This is a genomic window from Brevibacillus fluminis (assembly GCF_003710825.1).
Taxonomy (GTDB): Bacteria; Bacillota; Bacilli; order Brevibacillales; family Brevibacillaceae; genus Brevibacillus_D; species Brevibacillus_D fluminis.
Window position 1 is genome coordinate 240,179 of record NZ_RHHQ01000012.1, and the last position, 24,459, is coordinate 264,637.

General features: G+C 53.2%; 18 protein-coding genes. 12 read left to right on the forward strand and 6 right to left on the reverse strand.

The features are described 5' to 3' along the window. The first annotated feature begins 170 nt into the window (after positions 1 to 170). On the forward strand, positions 171 to 4,613 hold the full coding sequence (locus EDM56_RS15340; RefSeq protein ID WP_183192455.1) for an Ig-like domain-containing protein: 4,443 nt from the start codon (positions 171 to 173) through the stop codon (positions 4,611 to 4,613). Between the two features lie 91 nt (positions 4,614 to 4,704). Here EDM56_RS15340 and EDM56_RS15345 read toward each other — a convergent pair whose 3' ends face one another. Then, positions 4,705 to 5,130 (reverse strand): MarR family winged helix-turn-helix transcriptional regulator, encoded by a 426-nt coding sequence (locus tag EDM56_RS15345; RefSeq protein WP_122918767.1) that lies wholly within the window; start codon positions 5,128 to 5,130, stop codon positions 4,705 to 4,707. Positions 5,131 to 5,343: 213 nt separating this feature from the next. Here EDM56_RS15345 and EDM56_RS15350 point away from each other — a divergent pair, with 213 nt between their 5' ends. Continuing rightward, entirely contained in the window at positions 5,344 to 9,855 is a 4,512-nt protein-coding gene (locus tag EDM56_RS15350; protein WP_122918768.1) for a helix-turn-helix transcriptional regulator, read from the forward strand. An 84-nt stretch (positions 9,856 to 9,939) separates the two neighbouring features. Here EDM56_RS15350 and EDM56_RS15355 read toward each other — a convergent pair whose 3' ends face one another. Together EDM56_RS15355 and EDM56_RS15360 are read right to left on the reverse strand one after the other, a co-directional pair. Then, positions 9,940 to 12,486, reverse strand: a complete 2,547-nt coding sequence (locus EDM56_RS15355; RefSeq protein ID WP_425456318.1) for an NEW3 domain-containing protein — start codon at positions 12,484 to 12,486, stop codon at positions 9,940 to 9,942. Between the two features lie 360 nt (positions 12,487 to 12,846). Beyond that, positions 12,847 to 13,182: a GNAT family N-acetyltransferase gene (locus tag EDM56_RS15360; RefSeq protein ID WP_246009398.1), complete on the reverse strand. Its 336-nt coding sequence runs from the start codon at positions 13,180 to 13,182 to the stop codon at positions 12,847 to 12,849. A gap of 233 nt (positions 13,183 to 13,415) precedes the next feature. Here EDM56_RS15360 and EDM56_RS15365 point away from each other — a divergent pair, with 233 nt between their 5' ends. Then, a complete protein-coding gene (locus EDM56_RS15365; protein WP_122918770.1) occupies positions 13,416 to 13,901 on the forward strand; it encodes a hypothetical protein in 486 nt (161 codons plus the stop codon). Between the two features lie 66 nt (positions 13,902 to 13,967). Here the strand turns inward: EDM56_RS15365 and EDM56_RS15370 are convergent, their stop codons facing one another. Beyond that, positions 13,968 to 14,672: a TetR/AcrR family transcriptional regulator C-terminal domain-containing protein gene (locus EDM56_RS15370; protein WP_183192456.1), complete on the reverse strand. Its 705-nt coding sequence runs from the start codon at positions 14,670 to 14,672 to the stop codon at positions 13,968 to 13,970. Between the two features lie 97 nt (positions 14,673 to 14,769). Between EDM56_RS15370 and EDM56_RS15375 the strand changes: the two genes are divergently transcribed. Next, a complete protein-coding gene (locus EDM56_RS15375; protein WP_122918772.1) occupies positions 14,770 to 15,471 on the forward strand; it encodes a DUF6022 family protein in 702 nt (233 codons plus the stop codon). A 356-nt stretch (positions 15,472 to 15,827) separates the two neighbouring features. On the opposite strand, the gene ilvN is transcribed toward EDM56_RS15375, so the two are convergent. Then, entirely contained in the window at positions 15,828 to 17,237 is a 1,410-nt protein-coding gene (gene ilvN, locus EDM56_RS15385; RefSeq protein ID WP_183192457.1) for an acetolactate synthase small subunit, read from the reverse strand. A gap of 124 nt (positions 17,238 to 17,361) precedes the next feature. On the opposite strand from ilvN, the gene EDM56_RS15390 reads away from it, so the two are divergent. Then, entirely contained in the window at positions 17,362 to 18,258 is an 897-nt protein-coding gene (locus tag EDM56_RS15390; RefSeq protein ID WP_122918775.1) for a LysR family transcriptional regulator, read from the forward strand. On the opposite strand, the gene EDM56_RS15395 is transcribed toward EDM56_RS15390, so the two are convergent. Next, on the reverse strand, positions 18,230 to 18,460 hold the full coding sequence (locus EDM56_RS15395; RefSeq protein ID WP_122918776.1) for a cysteine-rich CWC family protein: 231 nt from the start codon (positions 18,458 to 18,460) through the stop codon (positions 18,230 to 18,232). The two genes, EDM56_RS15390 and EDM56_RS15395, sit on opposite strands and share 29 nt — an antisense overlap. Before the next feature lie 247 nt (positions 18,461 to 18,707). Between EDM56_RS15395 and ssuE the strand changes: the two genes are divergently transcribed. The 7 genes from ssuE (at position 18,708) to EDM56_RS15430 (ending at position 24,451) form a co-directional block, all read left to right on the forward strand. Next, entirely contained in the window at positions 18,708 to 19,250 is a 543-nt protein-coding gene (gene ssuE, locus EDM56_RS15400; RefSeq protein WP_122918777.1) for an NADPH-dependent FMN reductase, read from the forward strand. 24 nt (positions 19,251 to 19,274) lie between these two features. Next, a complete protein-coding gene (locus tag EDM56_RS15405) occupies positions 19,275 to 20,168 on the forward strand; it encodes a LysR family transcriptional regulator (RefSeq protein WP_122918778.1) in 894 nt (297 codons plus the stop codon). Between the two features lie 182 nt (positions 20,169 to 20,350). Beyond that, the gene (locus EDM56_RS15410) at positions 20,351 to 21,361 is read left to right on the forward strand and encodes an LLM class flavin-dependent oxidoreductase (protein ID WP_122918779.1); all 1,011 of its coding nucleotides are present in this window, start codon (positions 20,351 to 20,353) and stop codon (positions 21,359 to 21,361) included. 51 nt (positions 21,362 to 21,412) lie between these two features. Further along, positions 21,413 to 22,237 (forward strand): transporter substrate-binding domain-containing protein, encoded by an 825-nt coding sequence (locus EDM56_RS15415; RefSeq protein WP_122918780.1) that lies wholly within the window; start codon positions 21,413 to 21,415, stop codon positions 22,235 to 22,237. Between the two features lie 21 nt (positions 22,238 to 22,258). Further along, positions 22,259 to 22,960: an amino acid ABC transporter permease gene (locus EDM56_RS15420; RefSeq protein WP_122918781.1), complete on the forward strand. Its 702-nt coding sequence runs from the start codon at positions 22,259 to 22,261 to the stop codon at positions 22,958 to 22,960. Between the two features lie 31 nt (positions 22,961 to 22,991). Further along, on the forward strand, positions 22,992 to 23,702 hold the full coding sequence (locus EDM56_RS15425) for an amino acid ABC transporter permease (protein WP_122918782.1): 711 nt from the start codon (positions 22,992 to 22,994) through the stop codon (positions 23,700 to 23,702). Continuing rightward, complete coding sequence (locus EDM56_RS15430) at positions 23,699 to 24,451, forward strand: amino acid ABC transporter ATP-binding protein (protein WP_122918783.1); 753 nt, start codon at positions 23,699 to 23,701, stop codon at positions 24,449 to 24,451. The genes EDM56_RS15425 and EDM56_RS15430 overlap by 4 nt, the downstream gene beginning before the upstream one ends. Positions 24,452 to 24,459: the final 8 nt, after the last annotated feature.

Sequence of the window (24,459 nt, forward strand, 5' to 3'; positions counted from 1 at the left end):
TGGGGACATCGGTCCTCAACTTTTTTACTTTCACATACGTTTTTTGCAGCAAGTCAAAAAGTACTAACTTTAGTTAGGTTTTTCACTTGTACGGATAATCTACAATCGTTTGATGAAGAGAGTTGAATGAGCATGAAATGATTGAAAAAACTCAGTCAGGATGTGAAGCAATGGTATTTCGGTTTGGTCAGACCAAAAAAGTGTTTACTGTCTTGCTATCGACCAGTGTGATTTTAACCATGACGACAGAGGCGCTAGCATCGCCAAATACCCGCATTCAGCTAGACCGGACAAGCGTTGCGGCAGTGACAAGTGCCGATGAGCAGGTGGAAGTGAAGACCGTGACAGCAGCAAACGGAATCATCACGGTAAAGCTGACAGGGAAACCGGAGAAGAGTCCCGATCCGGACGATTTTACGTTTCTGCAAAAAATCGATGAGCGAAGGGAAAGATCCATTAAGGTTACGAGCTTCACATGGGATGCCGTACAGAACACGGTGAAGGTTACATACAAGTCTATTGTCGCAACGAAGGAAAAGCAGAGCGTGTTGGTCAGCGTTCTCTTTCACGGGGTGAAGACAGAGGCTGACGTGTTCACAATCGCAGAGCGAAATGCAAAAGTGGCGGACGTGTTGCTTTTCAATCACGCTGCAGATTTTGTCTTGATGCCGGATTCGGATGATTCCGATTTGCTGTTGACGGCCATTGCCAAAGATTCGGACGGCAATATCGTCACGGGGAAAAAAGTCGCATGGTCGTCCGATAACGAGGACGTCGTGACAGTCGACAAAAACGGCAAGGTTGCGGCTGTCGGGACTGGAACGGCAACAATTACGGCCACCATCGAGAAAAAATCCGCAAGCGTGAAAGTGAAGGTTATCGATGATTCCGCTGCGATGTCAGATGTTTCTGCCACAAATGGCGTGGTCACCGTGACTTTGCTCAAAGCGCCGGAAAAAACGCCAAAGCTGCGAGATTTTGCTTTTACAAAACAAATCGATAATAAAAAAGCGCAAAAGCTGTCCGTAAGCGGGTTTACATGGGATGAAGCAAGTCTTACCGCCCGTTTTACCTTTAAACCGCTGACGGCTGCTACCAAAAAGCAGCAGGTTGTCATCAGCGCGAGCTACGCGGATGCAAACCTGGATGCCAATGCGTTTACCATTGCGGCCAAAAATGCGAAGGTCAAGCAGGTTCAGATTCTACCTGTGGATGATACCGAATTGATGCTGGATTCCGAACGGACAGAATTGCAGCTCGTCGCGATCGCTACGGACGCTGAGCATGATATCGTTGCAGGCAAAAATGTTTCGTGGCGATCCGATAACACCGACGTTGCCACCGTTGATCGCAGCGGGAACGTGAAGGCGATCGGTGTCGGTACAGCGACGATTCGCGCTACCGTAGAAGGCAAATCCGATACCATTCAGATCACTGTGAAACCGGCCTCGAATCCTGCCGTGACGCTCGGGACCTTGGTGCTAAGCGAATCGTCAGCAAATGACGGCAGCGTTCCCGGCGTACAAACGGTCACGCTCGCCAACGGTTCTTTTGCGCAGCGGGTGGATGCTTCCGATATAACCGTCAATCATCTCCCGATGGGCTTGGGAATCAACGTGACGCGCACGAGCAAAACACAGTTGACCATCGCGTTCACAGGAACGGCAGTGAATCATACAGCGGCTGACAGCAGAAACGACTTGAACGTGACGATTGCCAAGGCTGCTATTGAAAGCGCAGCAGGAAGCGTCACGACGGACACATTCGGGATTCGCTTTGCTGATCCGGTTATCGTCGTGCCACCGGGACCGATTGCGGTGATGCTTACGACAGGCTCTTTGGGCACGGCGGGATACGGGAAAATTACGGGGTTGCAAGCGGGAATCAAATATGTCCTCACCACCTCAGGGAAAACCTATGGCGTTCAGGCAAACGGCAGATTGGGTGCTGAAAACGCCCCAGCGGAATCGCTAACGGGGACAGAGATCATCGGCTTGACGAACGGGATGACGTATAAAGTAGAAGAGGAAGCGGTGGTATTGGAGCGGGCACTCGTGGCTGCTTACCGAAACGCAGCGAGCACTTCCGTAATCGACAGCTTGCTGGAAGCTAACCAACTGGGGCTGACAGTTATAGGTTACGCAGCGCTGGATGACACAGGTAAAGCCGCTGTAGCAGCGAAGCTGTTTAGCCAAAAAACGGCGTTTACCAGCAAAACGGCCATTCAAAGTGCGCTGCATATAGCGGTGACGCACGCTCAAGAGGCAGCGGCGGAGCAAGCCAATGTCGATGCTTATAAAAATGCGGTCGATGAAGATGCGATTTTAGCTTTGCTGGATGCGGTGCCAAACGCACTCGGTCTGGAAGTTACAGCCTATACCTTGCTGGATGACATGCACAAAGAAGACGTAGCAGCGGAACTGTACGACGGCAAATCCTTGTTTACTAGCAAAGCCGCGATTCAAGCTGCGTTGAACACAGCAGTGGCCCACGCCCAGGATGCGGCGGCAGAACAAGCGAAAATCGACGCCTACAAAGATGCGGTCAATGCAGCGGCAATCCAGGCACTGCTTGATGCGATGCCAAACGCGCTTGGTCTTAACCTGACGGCATATGGCTCGCTGGATAGCATGGGAAAAACTGCAGTGTCAGCAGAGCTGTATGACGTGAAAGCGGCGTTTGTGAGCAAAACAGCGATCCAAAATTGGCTGGACACAGCCGTCGCCAGCGAAGCGAAGGTAGCGGCGTATCGATTGGCAGCAAATGCCGCAGCAATCGGCAGCTTGCTTACTACGAATGATTTGGGATTGACGCTTGACGACTACAATCTTTTGGATGCGCCAGGCAAGGCGGCGGTAAACAGCGTGCTGCTGGGGCAAAAAGCCTCGTTTGCCACAAAAACAGACATCCAAACTACTATGAACGCGACCGTTGCAAGCGAAGCAAAGCTTGTAGCATACCGTACGGCGGCGGACGCAGACGCGCTCGCAAATTTGCTGGCAGCTAACCAGCTAGAACTTGACACAGATGCGTTTAATCAGTTGGATCCGGTAGGCCAGGAAACGGTAGCCGCAGAATTGAACAGCCTAAAAGCGACGTTTACGACTAAAGAGGCGGTCCAGACGGCATTGGATGCTGCCGTGACCAAGGAAGTCGCAGTAGCGGCGTACAGAATGGTGCCAAATGAGGCAGGCTTGCAAAGCCTGTTGTCAACTAACGCTCTTTCATTAACCGTAACCGATTATGATGGACTGGATACCGCAGGCAAGGCGACGGTCGTCAGTGAACTATTTGGCAACCGGACTTCATTCATCAGTAAAACAGCGATTCAGCTCGCTTTGGATACAGCGGTAGCGAAAGTGGTCGAGCAGAGGAAATTGGATGCCTATAAAAATGCGGCGAACGCTACAGTCATCCAGAACCTACTGGATGCAACGCCAAACGCGCTTGGTCTGAATGTCTCAGCATACGGTCTGTTGGATGCCATGGGCAAGAATGCGGTCGCGATTGTGTTGGACGGCCAAAAAAGCAGCTTTACTAGCAAGGACGCCATCCAGAGTGCACTGAACACAGCGGTCGAAAGCGAAGCCAAAGTAGCGGCGTTCCGGCTGGCAGCCGATGCCACTGTGATCGAAAGCTTGCTTGGCGCTAATGAGTTGGGGTTGAGTCTGGTCGATTACAACGATCTGGATGCCATCGGCAAAACAGTCATCGCACAAGCGCTGAACGGGCAAAAGACTGGTTTTACCAAAAAGGGTGACATTCAGGCGGCACTGGATGTTGCGGTTCCAGACGAGGCCAAACTGGCGGTGTTCCGGAAGGCGACAACTGGGGTTGAGATGAAAAATTTGCTGGATGCAAATTCGCTTGGCTTGACGGTAACAGGATATGATGGGCTGGACGCAAAAGGAAAGCTGGCGGTCGCGACCGTATTGCTGGGGCGCAAAGCGGAATTCCTGAGTGCAACGAATATTCAAAGCGTGCTTGACGAGGAGGTAGCAAACGAAGCGAAGATTGCGGTTTATCGCATGGCGGCTGACGTCGGGGCAATCCGAAGTCTGCTGGATGAAAACGTATTGTCATTGGATTTTGGCGACTATACGAGCATTGATCCGAGTCGGTGTGATCGGGTGGCAGAGAAACTGTTTGACGAAAAGGATGGACTGAACGACAAAGATAGTTTAGTGAGCACGGTTCAGCGGCTTGCTGCGATGGAAGCGATTATGAACGCAGCAAATGTTAAGAACTGGGCTCAAGTAGATACGGTCACGTTTGAGAGAGCTGGTTATCCCGTATCGGCCGACGACCTGCCTTTTGTGGAGAATTCTATGGAATTCAAATACTCCATGCGTGGCGAAGGAGTCGGTGACTACTTTACTATTGAATTTAGAGAGAGTTTTGATCAGATCAACAATATTAACTACGGAGCAGCAAATCCTTATTACTGGCAAGGAATTGATTGGCGAAATTTTGCTGTTGCTGGGATCAAAGGGGTTAACGACAGCAATTTTGCAGCGGTAAAAGCTGCCGTCACGACCGCAAGAAATACAAAAGGAAGTAATCTTACCGCAAAAGAAATCCAGGCAGCAGTAGACAGTCTCAGTCCCAACTGATGGAAGACAACGAAAAAAACAGTCAGGGCGATTTTCCCTGGCTGTTTTTTGTCTTTGTGGCCAGCTATATAGCAAACGTTCGTGATTTTTTTTACGGAAGGTTGCGGCGCAGCTTCAGCAAAATGCTGTGCAAAAAATCAAGCTCCACCTGCGAGACGCCCTGACAGATAGTATGATGGATGTCCTCATAGATCGGAATGATGCTTTGGGCCAGCTCGCGACCCGTCTCGGTCAAATGCACATGCAGCAAGCGGCGGTCCGACTGGTTCGTGGCTCGGCGGACGAAGCCTTTGCCTTCAAGATTGGCCACCATACGCGCAACATTTGTCTTGTCGCGCAGCATTTTTTCCGCAATTTCATTTTGGGTAAGCCCGTCCTGCTCTAGCAGCAGCGCTAGGATCAAGGATTGGGCAGGGGCGAGGTTTAGCGGAGCCAGGTTATTTTTGACAAAGGCGGAAACGAGCAGATCGGTTTGATGGATGGTCAGCCCGATATAATGCTGTAAATTCACGTTCATGCTGTTTCCCCTCCGCGATTGGTTTCAATACATACGAATCGTATCGTTTATTTTAGACAGAAACGTTCGGGCAGTCAATTCTGCTAAATGACCGAGCCAGGCGAAATTCTTTTACCAAGAAAAGGTCATAATTCGCGTAGAACATGCAAAGGAAAAAGCCAAAAAATGTCGAATCATAGTTCCCAGTAAACCTCGTAGCAAAGGAAGTCGCAAATGACGTACACCCTAGGTAATTCAATAGAGCATTGTGACGACATGACACTGGAAGCCATGCTTGCCAATTCGGGCGAATGGAGTCTACCAGACTTTCTACAACTGGCCCTGCAGCTGGCAGCCATAGTCGGTGACTCGCACCGTAGACGGATTGTCATTCGTAATTTGAAGCCGTCTACGATCTTGATCAACGCGCAGTCCATGGACATGCGCGTGATGCACGATGGTGATGCGATAGTCACAGAAAGCGCGATGCTAGAAACGTTGCCGTATCTGTCTCCGGAGATGACGGGGAGATTGCAGCGACCGGTGGATCACCGTACGGACTTGTATTCGCTTGGTGTCATCTATTATCGGATAATAACTGGTCGGTTTCCATATGAGGCTGCGGATGCCATCGAGTGGACACATGCGCATTTGGCCAAGCTGCCCGAATCCGCAGTGTCGTGGCGCCCTGCGTTGCCGCCTGTGATCGCAGCGATTTTGGAGAGGCTGCTCGCCAAAGACCCGGATGAGCGCTATCAGAGCGCAGAAGGGGTTCGCCATGACTTGGCACGCTGTCAATCTATGTGGCAGGAGAGCGGGCGGATCGAACCGTTTGCCTTGGGGCAGCAGGATGTGTCACGGCTATTTGCGATGCTGCCTCAGCTATATGGTCGGGAGCGGGAGATCGCCCTGCTACGTGAAGCGGTTTTGCGTGCCAGCCTTGGGGCGACCGAGCTTATGCTGATTGTCGGCCCTTCCGGAATCGGCAAGACAGCCTTGATCAAGCAGCTGCAACGATCGCTCTTCCGCGAGAACGGTTACTTCATTTCAGGGAAATTCGAACAGTTCAATCGGGATATTCCATATGCGCCGTTGATCGAGGCGTTTCGCGAGCTTATCCGACAAATCTTGACGGAAAGCGAGGAACGCACAGCTTGGTGGAAGGAGAAAATCAAGCTGGCATTGGGGCAAAATGCAGCGGTTCTCGGCGAGGTGCTGCCGGAAATCACGCTGTTGGTCGGCGATGTCGGACAGGTGGAGGAGCTGTCGCCCTCCGAAGCGCAGCGGCGGTTCCAGCTATCGTTCCGCCATTTCATTCAAGTCGTGACGCGAAAAGAACATCCGCTGACGCTGTTTCTCGACGATGTGCAGTGGGCGGATGCCGCTACTCTGCAGCTGATCGATTCGCTTCTGACAGATCCGGGCAGCCAATCCTTGTTTGTGATCGGAGCATGGCGCGAAAGCGATGTGGGCGACAATCATCCGCTCATGCTGAAAATGGAGGAGATTCGGACTGCAGGGGTGAATGTCGAGCTGCTTGAACTCGGGCCGCTTTCGCTCGTCGAGTTGAACCGGATGGTCGCCGAGACGCTCAGAATCGAGGAAAAGAGCGCGGTTCCGCTCAGCAGCCTCTTGTATGCCAAGACGGCAGGCAATCCGTTTTTCTTCCGGCAGCTGTTCGAATCCCTGCATGATGAAGGATTGCTGTTTTTTCAGCCGGAGACGGGCAGCTGGAGCTGGGACGTCCGTGCGATTGAAAGCAAGCAAACGACAGCGGATCTGCTGGACTTCATGGTTGATAAAATCAAAAGGCTGCCGGAACGGGCGCAAGCGATGCTTTCTCTCGCTGCATGTCTGGGGAGTCGTTTTCACCTCGAGCTGTTGTCTGCAGTTAAGCAAATTTCAATCGAAGAGCTGCAGCAGGAGCTCGACCGCGCGGTGCAGGAAGGGCTGATCATTTCGGATGATGGCAGCTCGTACAGCTTTTTGCATGACCGTATTCAGCAAGCTGCGTATTCATTGCTGGAGCCTCCGCGAAAGCAGCGCTTCCACTACAAGGTGGGGACCTATTTGGCTCTCCAGCGCAGCACGGGCTCATATGATGTCGACATTTTTGAGCTTGTCAGCCACCTGAATGCCGGCGTGTCGCTGATCAACGAGGAGCGGGAACGCTTCGAGCTGATGGCGTTCAATCTTGAAGCGGGGCGAAAGGCGAAAGCGGCCTCGGCATTTGACACGGCAGCTGTCTATTGCCGAGCAGGCGCGGAGCTTATTCGGGAAACCGATTGGGCCGCCGATTTTGGCTTGTGCTTTGCGCTGCTGTTGGAACGGACGGAATGCGAGTATTTGTGCGGCCATTTTGAGCAGGCGGAGAAGCTGGCGGGGGGATTGAGCCGTCGGTCCCGAAATCGGCTGGAGCGGGCAGCCGTTTGCAAAGTCATCGCCACGCAGTACGTGAACTTGGGGAAATATGCGGAAGCGATTTCGCTCGGTGCCCGCTTGCTTGCGGAGTTTGGCATCATCATTCCAGTGAAACCGAAGCAGCTCGATCTGTTCAAGGAATTGAACTTGACCAAATGGCATCTACGCCATCAAATCGATCGGCTGACGGAATTGCCGGACATGCAGGATGTGGAGCAGAAAATGGCGATGGATTTGATGTTGGCACTCGCCGCACCAGCGTTTTTTTCGAATAAAGCGGTGTATGTCATGCTGATGTCGCGTTCAGTTCGCCTAACGCTCAAACATGGCTTGTCGCCGATTTCCGCAGCTGCTTTTGCTGGCTATGGCATGGCGCTCGGTCTCGGGATGGGCGATTATGAAACCGGATATAAATTGGGACGGGTTGCATTGGAGCTGGTAGACCGGTTCAATATCTTGTCGGTGAAGCCGAAAACGTATGTGATGTATGGCGCGGTCATTTCCCGCTGGCTCATGCATGCGGAAGAAGGCGAACGCTATTTGGAGCAAGGGCTTCTATGCGGTTTGGAAGGCGGCGACTATGTTTTCGCCAGCTATGCGATGGGCGCGCTCGTCAATTCGTTTTATGTGCGTAAAAGCATTGTTGAGCTGGAACGCCGGATTTCTGCTTATATGGAAATATTGGCCGAAACAAAGGACCAGTTCGTCAGCGACAACTTTGTTCTGTACCAGCAATGGATTTATGCCCTGCAGGGTCTAACGGAGTCACCAGTATCCTTTGTCACGAAAGAGTTTGACGAGGACGCCTTCATGCGCCAGGTGCAGAACACGGAATTTTTCGCTACCACCTTGTTTCAGTACTATACGTATAAAACACAGCTGCATTATTTGCAGGGGGAATACGAACAAGCGGTTCAATATGCCAACCAAGCAAAGCCGTATATGGTGTATGCGACTCATCTGCCGCATCTGGCTGAATGCTTGTTTTACCATTCGCTCTCGATCGCGGGGAATATGGAGAAGTGGAACGGTTGGAAACGAAAACGCATGACCGCCCGGTTGAAGGCGAACCTCCGTCGCTTCCAGGACTGGGCCAAGCATTGCGCTGAAAATTATGAGCATAAAGTGCTGCTGCTAGAAGCCGAGCTGGCACGCCTCAGCCAAAAGGATGGCATGGCCATGCAAATGTACGAGAAGGCCATTCGTCTGGCAGAAGCACACGGGTATGTGCAAAATGTGGCTATCGCAAGCGAATTGGCGGCTCACTTCTACAGGCAGCGGGAAATCGCGAGCAGCGCTGATTTTTACTCGGCGAAAGCGTACCAATTTTACCGGAAGTGGGGAGCTACCGTGAAAGCGGAAAGGCTCTTGGCGGAATTCCCGCATAGTGCACAGGCGGAAGTGGCAGCTGCTTATGAAAGCGCCCCGGTCGCTTTACTGTCGCCAGGTGGACCGGTTGCCAGCACCAGCACGAGCCCTCGTGAGCAGGCACCTGTTGAGAAGGCGGCAGAGCTTGATTTGGCAACGATTTTGAAAGCCTCCCACTCGGTGGCAGAGGAACTCGATCTGGGGCAGCTTTTGAGCCGATTGATGAAATTGATCATTGAGAATGCGGGGGCCCAGAAAGGGTGCGTGATCACGGAAAAAGCCGGGGCGTTTCAGGTCGAAGTCGAGATGGGAACCGACCGCGCCGCAAGTGTTTCGGCCGAATCAAGTCCAATGGTGGCTGGCGAGACGGCGTCGGAGTCGGTCCTGCGCTACGTGTGGCGCACCGGCTCCGTTATGATTGCTGCGGATGCGGCGAGCGACGGGCTTTTTGCCAAAGATCCGTACGTCATTCGCGAGAAGCCGCGTTCGATTTTATGCGCGCCGATCATCATCTCGGGAGAATGGAAAGGCGTCTTGTATTTGGAAAACAATTTGACGACCGATGCGTTTTCCCAAGAGCGGCTGAAGGTGCTGCAAATGCTCGCTGCCCAAGTGATCTACGTGAAAAACCTGCTGCATTCGTTTGGGGAAACGACGATTTCCGTGCAGACGGAACCGCCGACAGACGATCACCAGCAAAGCGACTTACCACAAGAGTCGATGCCGACCGAGCAGCCATCGGCACAACCACTGACCGAACCGTTGACCGAGCGGGAGCTGGAGGTGCTCAACCTGATGGCGGCAGGGCTGTCCAACAAGGAGATTGCCGACCAGCTGGTCATTGCCATCGGTACCGTGAAAACACATGTGAAAAACATTTTCGGCAAATTGAACGTGAACCGGCGGACGAAAGCGGTGGCAGAGGCGAAGCGGTATCATTTGCTCAACAACGACTAACACCCAGGCACATTGAATGAAAAAGAACCTGACTCCTGTGAAAGGAGGTCAGGTTCTTTTAATTGTATAGGCGCGTGGTCGTCGTTACTGATGCAGGCTCACCATGTTGACGAACAGGCGAATGGCGCCAGGCACCAGGGCTGGGATTTCGCGATACCAAACGAGCGAGCTGTAGGTATACGTTCCTTTACCATATTTCGCTGATAGGAAGGTTCCGGTGAACTCATTTTCGCCCGGGTCGCCATTGGAGATCAGCTCGATGTACTCTTTGCCCCACTGTGCAGGGTTGTAGGCGGAGCGGTCTTGAATCCAGTTGCCCCAATCGGCTTCGGTGATTTTGTTCGGTGTGTTGAACAGCGGATGATCGGGTGCGAGCACCGTCACTTTCGAATTCTCATCCGTGACGCGCCATTGGATCAGCGGCTCACCGATCTTGATCGGATACGGAGCGAGCTCCGGCTTCCATTTATCTTCCGGCTTGTGGTATTGGACGACCAGATTGCCGCCGTTTTCTACATATTTCAAAAGACGAGCATTGCTTGGAATCAGTTCGGGGCGGAAGCCATACGCACGGATGCCGAGCACGATCGTGTCGTATTGGCTCAGATCGCTCGACTCGATGTCTTTGGCGGTCAGATTGGTCACGTTGACGCCAAGCTGCTGCAAGTATTGATCAATGTTGTCAAAGCCGCTGGACACATAGCCGACCTTGAGCCCTTCCGGCACTGCGAGATCAAACGCCTGGATCGCCAGCTCCGCCGGCTGCACGAAATAAGTGGTGCCGATATGCGGATAGCGAATGACTTGCGCGCCGTGGCGGCTTTCTTTGCCATTGCTCGTTGCGATGGCCGTTACGGTGTATTTGTTGGGCTTGACAGTAGCAGATGCCTTGACCGTGAAGGCGACCGATTTGGTTTCTCCTTTGGCCGAGAAGGAAAGCGGCGCTGCTTTCGGCTCAACGCTCCAGCCATCCGGCACGTTTAGCGTGATGTCAGCCTGAGCTGGGCCCGGGTTGTAGTTTTTCACCGTCACTTTGACCGGTACCGGATCTTGCGGTTTCAGTGTGTTGAGCACGGTTGCACTAGGGCTCAGTGCCAACGAGAATGCCGGGAGGACGGCGACCGCATCAGACGGTGTCGCATGGACTTGTGCGGCCTGACCGGCAAAGCTATATCCGATATCAGCCGTGAGCGACGGCGCAGCATATGGCGCGAACAAAGCGGCATTGGCCGGAACGGTCACTTCATAGGTCGTTTTGACCGTCTGGTTGTAGCCGAGCTGCGCAAAGCTTGCGTTCGACAGCGCTTTTGCTTGCCATCCTTTCGGGACATTCAGCTTGAGCGAGACGTTGGCGATCGTTTCGTGACCACCGTTGTACGCGCTGACGGTGACTTTGGTCGTTTGGCCCGCAACCAGCTCGCCGGTATCCGGTTTTACTTTAGTAACGAGCGAAAGCGCCTCGGCGCTTGCCTTGTTCAGCTGGTCTGCTTTTACATTCAGGCGATAGAGCAGGTCGGTTTTCGTTTCAGCCGACAGCTTGGCTGCCTTCACATCGGATGCCGTTTTTTGCACATCGGCGAGCATGTCGTGCACTTCTTTTGCGACATCGGCAAAGTGAGGATACGCGGCAATTACTTCATCCGAGTCTTTTTGCAGCTTTTTCAGCTCGGCAGCGATTCCGCCGGCGCCAGCTTGACCGGATACTTCCTTGGCCAAATCGGCAAACGAGTAGGCAATGCCATCGAAGAAATCGCTTTCCTTTTCTTTGATCGAAACTGCGGCCTGATCCAGCTTGTAATAGCTGTTGCTCGGCCCTTCGTCATAAATGCGCCCCATGCCTTGGCTTTTGTGCATGAAGCGGGATTCCTCGCCCAACTGCACATAGGAGGCGCCGTAAATTTCGTCATATGTACCGACTGGCACGCTCACGGTGTAATCTTTTTCGTTTGCAGGAAGATACAGTTTTTTCACCTGCCAAGTGGACAGACCTTCCTTCAACTGCTCGGGAAAGATTGTTGGATCGGCAGCGTCTTTGAAAGCTCGCACCGTGATGACGTTGATTGCACGGTGGTGGCCGTGTGTGGAATTCTCATTCAAGAAAGCGGGAATGACCACATCGGGCCGCAGCGTGCGGATTTTGCGGATCAACCGCTCATAGGCCACTTGCTCGCCCCATTTTGCCAGCGTTTCGTCCGGGCTTTTGGAGAAACCGAAGTCGAAAATCGGGTCGTTAATTTTTTCACTGAGGTTTTCCAGATGAACGTTCGTGATTTTGGATGCTTCCTGAAGCTCGCGCGTGCGGATAATCCCCAAGGCGTTGCCCAGTTCGCTGCCGATCTCGTTTTGTCCCCCTTCGCCTCGGTTGGCGATGATGCTGAACGTATTGACGCCTTTTCCCAATGACAGGTAAGCAAGCACCGAACTGTGCTCATCATCCGGGTGAGCCCCGGTGTTCATGGCACTGGCGATTGTGGTCAGCGGTTTGATGGCTTTCCACAGGTCAACCACGCCGCGGTCTGCATAAGCGGTGCCAGGTGCGGCAGGCAAAAGCAGGCTTGAGACCAGCGCTGCTGCAGCCGTGAGTGTGTACAGCTTGGAAAATGTCCCCTTTTTCAACAAACGTTCCTCCATTCCCTCTTCAGATTGATGGTTCTATCAATCATGGCGTGTCTGGCTGCTTTCCTCGCTGTGACCATGGATCGACCGCGAAAGACAATGCAAAAAAATAAGCATCAGACCGAACGTCGTTCGTTTTGCTGCAGCGACAAGGTATCGAATTAGGGTGCCACTTTGTTCGGGAAGTTAGTTAATTTTACTAACTAAGTTTACCAAAATTATACTTCCACATTTCAGAATAGTCAATTTATTAACTGCAGTTTATCTGTCTGGGAGTTCGATTATCCAGTATCACTGACAGAAAAAAACACAACAAAGGGGCGAGCCCATCTAGGTCCGCCTCTGTCGCCTTGCGAATTTCTACCTACTCCGCGATCATTTTCCGATACAAAACCTTGTAAAACCCGGTCTCTGGATCCGCATCGGTGCGGCCCACTTGCACGTATCCGCATTAATGCCCAGCTCCAGATGATCTGCTGCCAGCTCGATCAGGCAAAAACCACCGATGATCTGGTCGTCGCTGCAAATTTTGTAGTACAGCGCTTGTTGCATAAAGGAAAGATGCTGTTCGACTTGATCATGTCCGTCGGGCCCGCGTCCGTATTGGGCGACCTGGTCGGCAAAAGAGCGTATGGCGACCTCCGTCAAAGTGGCTGCGTCATCGGGTTCTGCTCTTGTGAATTGGATGTTGTCAGTTTCCGGTATTGGCATGATGGAATCGCTCCTTTATTGGGTGGATTTTCCGTTTCCGTGCTATGAGCAGGCTGGCATATGTCCAGCAGACAGCGGTAGCAGATAGGGTGCCCGCCTCATACGTTAGAATAAGAGCCGGGAAAAAGCTGTGAGAATCAGATGAATTCTTCATCTTGGCCCGCTGCACTTGCCCAAGTAGTTCTATTCATCCCGCTCTGATCCTTGCCATTGGCAAAAGGAGAGGATGCCCCGTGTTCACGGTTCAATATATCCCGCTCAGCAAAATCAAACCCGATCATTACCCGAGGATGACGGCGCAAATCCGAAAGCTGCGCAGCAAAATGCTTGATGGCATGAATCTGGTCGTCGTGCGCAAAAACCGCAAAGACGGAAGCTATGTGATTCTGCTCGGGAACGAACGCTACGAATATTTGCGAAAGCATACAAAAAAATTGGTCGCGCCCTGCCTAGTCGACGAGAGCAGAGGTAAGTCACAGGTGCGCGCGTGGTTCCACCAGTTACGCAACAAGCGGCTGCTCAGCCATTTTCCGGGGATCAAGCCGGGGCAATTGACACCAGCAGCGTTATCGATTACACGCACGTTTTTGAAGGAGGAGCCGCGCTTCAAGCAGCTGTCACGCCGCCAGCAGGTTCAGGTGCTGTCCCAGGCGGTGCGCTACAAGCGAACGGTGATCTCGGCAATGAAGGCAAAGGTGGGGCAGTTGGTCTCGAAATAAAAAACACGGGGGCGATCAGGTTCGCTCCCCCAAAATGGGCCGAAATCCGTTCCAAGTGGATTTCGGCTAGTGCTGTTTGCCTTTAGCCGTCAGACGCATGGTGAAGCCGTCGATCAATACGCCCATGCCGTAGCGAAATTCACTTTCCCAATCGGGATCGGTCGTATAGGCGGCCAGGCGAGTCATGGTCGGGAAGTGCTCGGCGGGTAGCTGCGTGTAGGCGTTTTGGTACGTTTCGGTGAGTTCAGCAGAGCTGACCGCTTTCGCCTTCGCGTGTGCAGCCATCTGGGCTTCTTCTGTAACGAATCCGAATACATAATTTTTCAGCATGGAGGATGCCCATGGAATGTGCTGATCATCAAACCCGGCATCGGCTAGCAGGCGGAACAGCTTTTCGATTTGAAGAAGGCGATTGTGCGACAGCGCGATGGATGAGAGGAAAATGTCCACCGAGTCCCGGTATGCCTGCAGCAGCTGGCGAAAATTCAGCCCCCATTGAAGCAGCTGTTCCTTCCAGTCCAGAGATGAATCAGGCCAGACTAATTCCTCGCTGATTGTATCGCAGAGGAGCTGGAGCAGCTCGTCCTTGTCTTTGACGTGGTAATACAGGGAGGCGGTCTTGACGCCTAAGGAGTCGGCAATCTTGCGCATACTCAGCTCTTTTAGACCAATTTCATTCAGCAGGAGGATCGCCGTCTGGACGATTCTGCGCTGGTCCAAGGGAATATGAGCGGGTTCGTTCGTTTGGGAGTAAAGCTTTTTTCGGGCCAAAATCATAGCCTCCCTTCTCTTGACAATTATAGCATACGCACTTATTCTAATGGTGTTAGATTAATCTAATGGTGTTAGAAAGAGGAGTGTTGATTCGATGCGTAATGCTTCCGAGTTTTTTGCGAATAGTGAACCGATGACAGCGCAGCAGGTCGTGTCCGATTTGAATCGCGCATTGTCGGGCACATGGGTAGCTGTCTTCCGCGAGCATGAAGAAGAGCTGACCCGTATGTTCGCAGCCTATGGCGACCGCGCTTACGGCGTGTACATCCAGAAGCTAATGGCCCCGCTTAGCGACATGGCCGCAGAGGTGGGAATCGCGATCAAACCAGGCTTTTCCCGGGCTGACTCCATCGAAAACTGGGGGCCGCCAGAAGAGCGGGAGCGTTGCATCTGGTACGCGCTCCATAAACAGGATGGGGCGTTGATTGGCACCGCCGTACTGCAATTTTTCCATTCCCACACGCAGCTCCATCTGCCAGAAGCCCCGCGCTTCTTTGCGCTGGAGGAGACCGAACGCGACGCCATCATCGAAGCAATTTCCCAAGCAGATGTACGGCTCCAACCGGGAAACCTCGCCAAATACCGTCATGCCGATGAGGAGGAAGCGCTTGAACGATGGGAGTACGCGACCGAAACCGGCCTTGGCGATTATATCCGGACAACCAACGGCCAAAAAGGCGGCGGCTACCTAGACCACGCCCTAACCACCTGGGGCCGCAACGGCTGGGAATTAGTCTCGGTCGTACCGCAAGACGGACAGCTGGTCGGCTTTTTCAAACGAAAGGCCGGGGCGTAGTAGGAAAAACAAAAGGTTACCGCTACAAAAATCGTAACCAGTAACCTGATTTTCTTCTGTATTCTTTTTTTATATCATTCACCCATTATGTTGAAGGAGTGTCTCCTCAGCAGCCAAGGGATTTTCGGAAAAAAGCGGAGCGGCGCCTTTACGATGCCCGCCAGGCGGAGCGCAAAAATGGAAACGTCTTTCGCGTCACATATCATCCCTGAGATACACCCGCCGCGCAGCGTGTGGCGTTGGGGCGCGGTTTCCATTTTTGCGCGGAGCCGGTCACCCCCTGCCCCCAGCAGGCATCGTAAGAGCGCCGAGGAGCTTTTTTCCGAAAATCCCGGACCCTCCACCAACCCACTTTATCAGCTCCGTCTCCAAGCCACCAAGCTCCAAACAATTAAAGCCCCCATCGCCACAGCAAAAATCTCAATGGCAGCCGTCAAGCCAATCCATTGCGCAGCAAAACCCAGACCAAGAATCGGGATGCTCACACCCAAATACGTCACCACAAAAAACGATGAAACAACGTCACCGCGAGCAGAGTCAGGCGCTACCTGGTTAACCTGCGCCAATGCACCGGCATAAGTCGGCCCATGCCCCAGCCCGATAAAGACGGTGGTGAGCAAGAGGAAGAGGAGCGATTTGGTCACCAGCGTGACGACCATCGCGATCAGGCCGAGTGCCAAAAACAGATAGCCGATTCCGATTAAGGCCGGAATGCGCCGTTTTTTCAGCATGATCTGATGCAAGGTCGACAGGCCGAGCACGAGCGCGATCACCGTGCCGGACAGGCTCAGGTTAGATTGACCTACCAATGTGCCGAAATACGAAGGAATGATCGACAGCATCAAGCTCATGATCGACCAGGCGATAAACGACGTGACCGCCGCGAGCGCAAAGGGACGGCGAATGGCTGCCGGCACCGTGGGCGCATGCAAGCGGGAAGCGGTGGCCACGGTGCGTTTTTGCTCACGGATTGCCATCAAACCGAGAACGGCCGGGATGGCGACGATCACGTGAATGAAATAGGAAAGTTGCATCGGATAAGGACCGTACTCCCCGAGAAAGCCGGAGATGACCGGACCGATCGCATTGCCGAGCGTCACGGCGAGCGCTGCGACGAAGGCGGATTTCGTCCGGCTATGTTTTTCATCGTATTCGGTCATGGCTGCAACCGCCACGCCATTGAGCATGCCGACGGAGACGCCTTGCAGCATTCGGGAAAACAGCAGCATGGAAAGTCCGTCTGACAGGGCAAACAGGATGGAGCCGATCAAAGAAAACAGAACGCCGGGAATCAGCAGCTTCTTGCGCCCGATCCGGTCGGACAGCTGGCCGGAGATAATGATCGTAGGAATGACGACAAGAGCATAAGCTGCGAAGATGAGCGTGATCATCCCGGCGGACAAATTCCATTGCGCGCGATAAAGGGCGTAAAGCGGTGCGGGGATGTTCGTCCCAAGCAGCGTGATGAACAATCCGTACGCCACAAGCCAAAAAGGGAGTGTCTTGCTCTGGGCCACGCGGTGGCGCATCGCTCTGACGGAGATGACATCCATCAGCTCCTCGAGCTGACCCATCACCTGATCGACTGCTCGTTCATCCATCGATGTAGAAATCTTGATGCGGGAAACCCCCTGGTGTTTATACGTGCCGACCGTCAATTTGTCGATGTTGTAGCCACGGCTGCCAAAAAAGTCGGAAACGCGGGCCAAAACGCCTGGGTGATCGTTCACCAACACCGATAACGTGTGTGAAGTAAGTGCTGCCACGATTCTGTATGCTCCCTTCGAAATCAAATCGAATCTATGATAACATTCAAGGTGGCATACCAATACTATCTGTATTGTTTGTTTCCCATACCTTTTTGGTATGTCAATCAGGAGGTCATCTGAGATGGATATCAGGCAGCTGCGCTATTTTTTGGCGATTGCCAAAGAGGGACAAATTACACGTGCCGCCAAAGCTTTGAATATGGAGCAACCGCCGTTGAGCCGGCAGCTGAAGCTGATGGAGGAGGAGCTCGGTGTCGCCTTGTTTGAACGCAATGGGAAGCAGATGAGGCTTACGGAAGCGGGAACCATTTTGCAGCAAAAAGCGCAAAGCATCCTGCATCAACTGGATGAGACGATGACGGAGATTCGTGAAGTGGATCAGGGGGTACGAGGGGCGCTGGCGATCGGCTCGGTGTTTTCCTGCGTGTCGCTTTTGCCCGATAAGATCAAGGCGTTTCGCGAACGATTTCCCGACGTCACCTTCAAAATTTTGGAGGGCGACCATTTTACATTGGGCGAATATTTGCAGACGCGCAACATCGAGCTTGTCATAACACGGCTGCCCTTTGAATCCGCCTACCCACTGGAGCAGTATGAGCTGATCCACCTGCCGTCCGACCCGTTTGTTGTCGTGCTCCCGTGCGAGTGGGAGCTGGGCGGAAAGCAGAACGCGATCTCGATGCGCCAGATCAAGGACGTACCTCTAATGGCGCTCAAAAGCGACAGGACGGTCGGGCTCAATGAAAAGGTCGTGAACGAGTGCCGGCAGTTCGGCTTTGAGCCTACGATCATCTGCGAGTGCTCCAGCGTGGCGATCATTCTCGCGCTCGTGGTGGCGGGGATCGGCGCGACGATCATGCCCAAGTCTGTTATGGACTCATTTCCGCTCGCACAGATCAAGCTGTTGGAGATTACCGATACGTCCTTTCAGTCCGAGGTCGGCATCGCCTGGCTGCGGAACCGCCACCTTTCCAAAAGCGCGCGGGCGTTCATCGAGACGTTCTCTGCGGATCGGTGAACGCATCGACACAGCTTTTGCAAATGCACGCTTTGCGGCGCTGTTCAGGGGCAATCCGCTCGAAGATTTCCTTGGGGAACACGGTGTGATAGCACCAGCATTCGGTCGCATTTGCGAGTGCACCGCAGCTGTTGTCATTGCCGCAAAGCGGGCAGCGGCTGGCGTCGACGGATCGCTCGTTTCGTTCGTTTCGTTCGGTCATGTTTGATCCCTCCTTACGTACTTTCCATTTTTGGTTGACACCGCTCGAATTGCAAGCGAAATGCGGGCGAAATTGCGGAGAAGTTTTTCTTCGCATCGCTATTGACAAAGGCAAATGTCCCACATTATAATTCATACTATTCACATAAGAATTATAAGTTTTCGTCGACTAGACCACTAGAGACACATGATCCAGCGCTTGCTGGGCGTGTGTCTCTTTTTTTTCTATTGAAAAGGAGAGTGCAGCAATGCCAAAAACCGTTATCATTTCTGGAAGTCCTTCCGCCAAATCGCGCGTACACGGAGTGCTCCAACTGGCCGCGGAATCGCTGCAAAACGAAGGCCATACCGTCGAGTGGGTTAATGTCTGGGAAATTCCCGCCGACGATCTGTTGTCGCTCAAATTCGATAGCCCCGCGCTCACAAAAGCGTTTGGCCTGGTTGAAGCGGCAGATGCGGTGATCGTCGCGACGCCGGTCTACAAAGCGTCCTACTCCGGCATTTTGAAAGTGTTCCTCGATCTTTTGCCGCAAAAGGCACTGGAAAACAAAACGGTGTTCCCGATCGCCGTCGGGGGCACGCTGGCTCATCTGTTGATCATCGATTATGCGCTGAAGCCGGTGCTTGCAGCGCTGGGCGCCGAGCATATCGTAAGCGGCGTTTATGTACTCGACAGCCATGTGGCATGGGGGAGCGACGGACGCGCTGCGCTAGCGGGCGAGGTGCGCGAAAGATTGGATGCGGGGCTGCAAAAGCTGGCACACGCTACCGCAGTCGCGTCCATTCGCTAGGACGATCACGGGAGGGGCTTTTTCGTGAATATCGAAAATATCGAAGCGTTCGTATACGTCATTCACTTCAATAGCTTCAACAAAGCGGCGGATGCCTTGTTTTTGTCGCAGCCGTCGATATCGGCCCGCATCCAGTCGCTGGAGCGCGAGCTGGACGCCAGACTGTTTGATCGGGAGGGGCGGCACTTTTCGCTGACGGAGAAAGGCAAGCAATTTCTCCCGTTTGCCCAGCAAATTTTGCAATCGTACAAAAAAGGCAAGCAGTATCTCCAGCAGATGAAAACGTCACTGCATGAGCTGCGCATCGGTTGCACCGTTTCTGTTTCCAATTATGTCATTCCGGAGCTGTTACCGCGTTTCAAGAAAGAGTATCCGGAGATTCAGATCAAGCTGCAGACGGCGTCGACCGAGTCGATTTTGGATGGGATATTGAACAAGGAGCTGGACCTGGGATTCGTGCGCAATGTGACACATCCGCATGTCGACTCTGTGGCATTTTATGAGGACCAGATCCGTCTCTTTGTGCATAAAGACCATCCGTTCATCGATCGCGGGGCCGTTTCGATTGAAGAGGTGGGGAGGGAGCCGCTCGTTTTTTTTCAATGCGGATCGTTGGATTGGATGAAGATTCATCGGCTTTTCGATACGCTGGATCAGCCGCCGACGATCGAATTCCATATCGATAATCTCGAAACCGCCAAAAAGCTAGTAACAGCAGGCATGGGGATCAGCTTTTTGCCGGAGCTGTGCGTGCGCCGCGAGGTTGAAGAAGGGAAGCTGTTCCCGATTACGATCCCGTCCCTCGCCAGCCTGTCGCTGCGGACCAATCTCATCTCGCGCAAAGGGGAAGGACCTGAATTTCGGAAGCTGTTTCAGGAATTGGGCCGAGGATTTTTGGCGCAAAAGCAGTTGATTTAGATCGATTTGTTCTATTTTTTAATTGAAAAGCTCTATTAGCAGGTGGGCATCGGTCGTGATAGAGTTTTTTTCAGAGAGGAGAAACAACCTGAAAAGGTTTTTTTCTTACCTATAATCCCGATAAAACCTATAAGAATTTAAAGATTAAAATTTAGTGGAAAACAGGAGTGGAGGGAGCAGCAATGGGGGTTAAGCTGAGCATCTTGGATCAGAGTATTATCGAGCCAGGCGAGACGGCACACGAAGCATTCGGGCATACGATCGAGCTTGTGCAGCGGGCGGAAAAGCTTGGGTATCACCGCTTTTGGGTGTCGGAGCACCACGATTCGGAAGGAGTGGTCGGGTCGTCGCCCGAGGTGCTGATCTCGCATTTGCTGGCACGAACCGAACGTATCCGCATCGGCTCCGGCGGCGTCATGCTTCAGCACTATAGCCCGTATAAAGTGGCGGAAAATTTCAATGTTTTGGCTGCACTCGCACCTGGCCGCGTCGATCTCGGCATCGGTCGTGCACCGGGCGGATTACCCCGCTCAACACGAGCGCTGCAGCAGGAGGGCGGCGTCAAACGGACGCTGGCCGAAAAGCTGGCCGAACTGGATCAGTACCTGCACGACCATTTACCAGAGGACCATCCACTTTACGGGGTGAAGGCATTGCCGCATCCGGAAGAACCGGCAGCACTCTATCTGCTCGGCACGAGTGTGGCAAGCGCGGAGGTGGCGGCGAAGCAGGGCGTGCCTTATGTTTTTGCCCAATTCATCAATGGCGATGAAGAAGTGATCGAAAAAGCGTTCGCCACCTACCGTGAGCAATTTCCAGCCGATCAGGCGCGAAAGCCGGAAGCGATCCTCGCCCTCTCCGTCATCGTGGGCGATACCGATGAGGAAGCCAAGGTGCTGGCAAGCGATGCCAAGGTGGTCAAAATTCATCTGGAAAGCGGCAACACGCTGACGGTCAAAAGCATCGAGAGCGCCGAGGAGTACGGGCGCCAGTCCCAGGAGAAATACAGGATCGAGGTCAAGGAAGCCAATGTGATCCACGGCTCCAAAGAAACAGTCCGCGAAAAGCTGTTGGCCATCCAGGCGCGCTATGGAGTCGACGAGCTGATCGTCACAATTGCGGTAAAAGGCTTCGCGAAGCGGCTGCGCGGCTACGAGCTTTTGCAGGAGGCTTTTGCCGAGCAGGCGGTTTAGCAGGACGCGAAAATAGATAAAAAAACAGATTGATAGGTGGAGGGGTTTTCGATGAGAAAATTATCAATTGCAACGGCATTGCTTTCGACACTGCTTCTATCAGCCGGTTGCGGCGCGGTGGAAACGACCAAAGACGCGGGCGCGTCCGGCAGCGGCGGGGATACCGCGGGTGTCAAAAAAATCATCATCGGGACCGGTACCCAGTTCCCGAACATTTGCTTCATCGATGATAAAGGAAACTTAACCGGCTATGACGTCGAGCTGGTGAAGGAGATCGACAAGCGCTTGCCCGACTATGAGTTCGAGTTCAAGACGATGGAGTTCAAAAACCTGCTCCTGAGCCTGGAAACCAATAAAATCGACCTGATCGCCCATGAGATGGAGGTCAACGATGAGCGGAAGGCCAAATTCCTGTTCAACGACGTGCCATACAATATCTTCCCGAATAAAGTTACGGTCCACCAAAGCAACAACGATGTGAAATCGATCGAGGACTTGAAAGGGAAAAAGCTGATTGTGACCGCGACGAGCAATGCTGCGGTGCTGGCGGAAAAATGGAACAAGGAGCATGGCAACCCGATCAACATCGTCTATACGGGCGCGGGTGAAGACGCCAAGGCGCAAATTAAGTCGGGCCGCGTGGATGCGACCATCTCCACCCAGTTCGATGTTGATTTTGAGAACAAAGCGGTTGATGCCCAACTGAAAACGGTCGGCGATACGCTGTCCAACTCCAAAGTGTACTTCATCCTGCGCAAAGACGAGAACGACTTGAAAAAGCGTGTGGATGAGGCGCTGACCGACATCAAGAAAGACGGTACGCTGGCAAAACTGAGCACGCAATGGCTGGGCCGCGACTACACCGTAGAAAACTAAGCGAAAGGGGGCAGGGTGTAAGTGGGAAAAGCATTTGACATTACGTTGATCGTGGCATTTTTGCCCAAGCTGCTGGCGTTTTTGCACGTAACGCTGTTCGTGCTTGCGCTCTCGCTCTTGTTCGGTCTCTTGATCGGAGTGGTGATTGCGCTGCCGCGCCTGTACAAAGTCCCGATTATCAGCCAGCTTGCGGCGCTGTATGTCTCATTCGTTCGCGGGACACCGATTCTCATCCAGCTGTTTTTGGTCTACTACGGGCTTCCAGCGCTATTGCAGACCGTCCATCTCGACATCTCCCGCGTCAATCCGATTTTCTTTGTGATCGTAACGTATTCGTTCAGCAGCGCGGCATTCATTTCAGAAACCATCCGCGGCGCGGTGAACAGTGTCGATCGCGGTCAGGTGGAAGCGGCCTATGCGATCGGCCTGACGGGGCCACAAACCTTTTTCCGCATCGTCGTGCCGCAGGCGCTGATGATTGCGTTCCCCAATTTTACTAACACGATCATTGGGTTTCTGAAAGATACGTCGCTCACGTTCTCTATCGGGGTAATGGATATGATGGGGCGCGGGCAGGCTCTCATATCCGCCACCGCTCATTCGCTGGAAGTGAACATCGCGCTTGCGATCATTTACTATGCGGTCGTCATCATTTTGGAAAAACTGTTCGTCAAAACGGAAGGGCGACTGCAGCGGCATGAGCGAAGGCTTGTCGGGGCATGAAGCCGGGCAAACGAAACGGGGTGAAGACTAGGTGACCATCGATGTTGCATTCATCATTTCCTCTTTTTTTGAGATCCTCAAAGCGCTGCCGCTGACGCTGGTCATTACGATCGTTCCGCTGATCGTCGGGTTTTTCATCGGCATCGGGACGGCGCTGATCCGGATTTACAAAGTGCGTTACCTGTACCGGCTCGCTGATTTCTACGTTTCCTTTTTGCGGGGGACGCCGATCATCCTGCATGTGTTTATCATCTATTTAGGTCTGCCGATGCTGATCGATCACTTGTCTGCCACATTCGGCTGGGGGTTCAAATCGACGTCCATCCCGATTCTGCTGTTCGTATTGACGGCGTTTTCCCTTACGGCGGGGGCCTATATGTCGGAGATTATCCGCTCCGGCATCCTGTCGGTCAACCGGGGTCAAATTGAGGCAGCCTACTCGGTGGGGATGAGCACGACGCAATCGCTGTACCGGATCGTGATGCCGCAGGCGATCGGGGTGATTTTGCCCAACCTGTGCAATCTGTTCATCGGCTTTTTGCATACGTCCACGTTCGCCTTCATGGTGTCGCAGATGGAGCTTTTGGGCAAAGCCAATGTCGTGGCATCGGTGAGTCTCAAGTTTTTGGAGGCATTCATCGCCGCCGCACTGATTTACTGGGGCATGACCGTGATCGCGGAATGGCTGACAGCGTTTTTGGAAAAACGGATCACGGCCTACAACAAGGGGGGAATGGCATGATTTCGCTGCGAAACATCCACAAAACGTTCGGCAAGCAGACGGTGCTGAACGGGATCAACCTCGACGTCGAAAAAGGAGATGTCGTTGTCATTTTGGGCCCGAGCGGCTCGGGGAAAACGACGCTGCTGCGTTGCGTCAATTTTCTGGAGCGACCCAATGACGGCGAGGTCTCGATCGGGGATTTCACCGTTCATTGCAAGCATCCGAGCAAGCAGGACATCCTGAAGCTGCGTCGCAAAACGGCGATGGTGTTCCAGCATTACAATCTGTTCAAACACAAAACGGTGCTGGAAAACGTGATGGAGGGGCTGATCGTCGCGCAGAAGGTACCAAAAGAAGAAGCGCGTGCGCGCAGCCTGGAGGTGCTGGAAAAGGTCGGCCTGTCCGCGAAAATCAACGATTATCCGAGCCAGCTTTCCGGCGGTCAGCAGCAGCGCGTAGGCATCGCGCGTGCGCTGGCGCTCAATCCGGAGGTCATCCTGTTCGATGAGCCGACATCGGCGCTCGACCCGGAGCTGGTGGGCGAGGTGCTGTCCGTCATCCGCAAAATCGCCCGCGAAGGCGTGACGATGATCGTGGTGACACATGAAATGGGCTTTGCCCGCGACGTCTCCAATCATGTCGTGTTCATGGACGGCGGCGTCATCGTGGAGGAAGGCAAGCCGGACGAGATTTTTGTCAATCCAAAAGAGGAGCGGACGAAGCAGTTCCTCAAACGGATTACCCCGGAATGGAGCTATGTGATCTGATGATAGCA

Bases quoted from the DNA above. Each gene is read 5' to 3' on its own strand.
- EDM56_RS15340 (WP_183192455.1), top strand. From the start codon at position 171: ATGGTATTTCGGTTTGGTCAGACCAAAAAAGTGTTTACTGTCTTGCTA.
- EDM56_RS15345 (WP_122918767.1), bottom strand. From the start codon at position 5,130: ATGAACGTGAATTTACAGCATTATATCGGGCTGACCATCCATCAAACC.
- EDM56_RS15350 (WP_122918768.1), top strand. From the start codon at position 5,344: ATGACGTACACCCTAGGTAATTCAATAGAGCATTGTGACGACATGACA.
- EDM56_RS15355 (WP_425456318.1), bottom strand. From the start codon at position 12,486: ATGGAGGAACGTTTGTTGAAAAAGGGGACATTTTCCAAGCTGTACACA.
- EDM56_RS15360 (WP_246009398.1), bottom strand. From the start codon at position 13,182: ATGCCAATACCGGAAACTGACAACATCCAATTCACAAGAGCAGAACCC.
- EDM56_RS15375 (WP_122918772.1), top strand. From the start codon at position 14,770: ATGCGTAATGCTTCCGAGTTTTTTGCGAATAGTGAACCGATGACAGCG.
- EDM56_RS15390 (WP_122918775.1), top strand. From the start codon at position 17,362: ATGGATATCAGGCAGCTGCGCTATTTTTTGGCGATTGCCAAAGAGGGA.
- EDM56_RS15395 (WP_122918776.1), bottom strand. From the start codon at position 18,460: ATGACCGAACGAAACGAACGAAACGAGCGATCCGTCGACGCCAGCCGC.
- ssuE (WP_122918777.1), top strand. From the start codon at position 18,708: ATGCCAAAAACCGTTATCATTTCTGGAAGTCCTTCCGCCAAATCGCGC.
- EDM56_RS15410 (WP_122918779.1), top strand. From the start codon at position 20,351: ATGGGGGTTAAGCTGAGCATCTTGGATCAGAGTATTATCGAGCCAGGC.
- EDM56_RS15415 (WP_122918780.1), top strand. From the start codon at position 21,413: ATGAGAAAATTATCAATTGCAACGGCATTGCTTTCGACACTGCTTCTA.
- EDM56_RS15430 (WP_122918783.1), top strand. From the start codon at position 23,699: ATGATTTCGCTGCGAAACATCCACAAAACGTTCGGCAAGCAGACGGTG.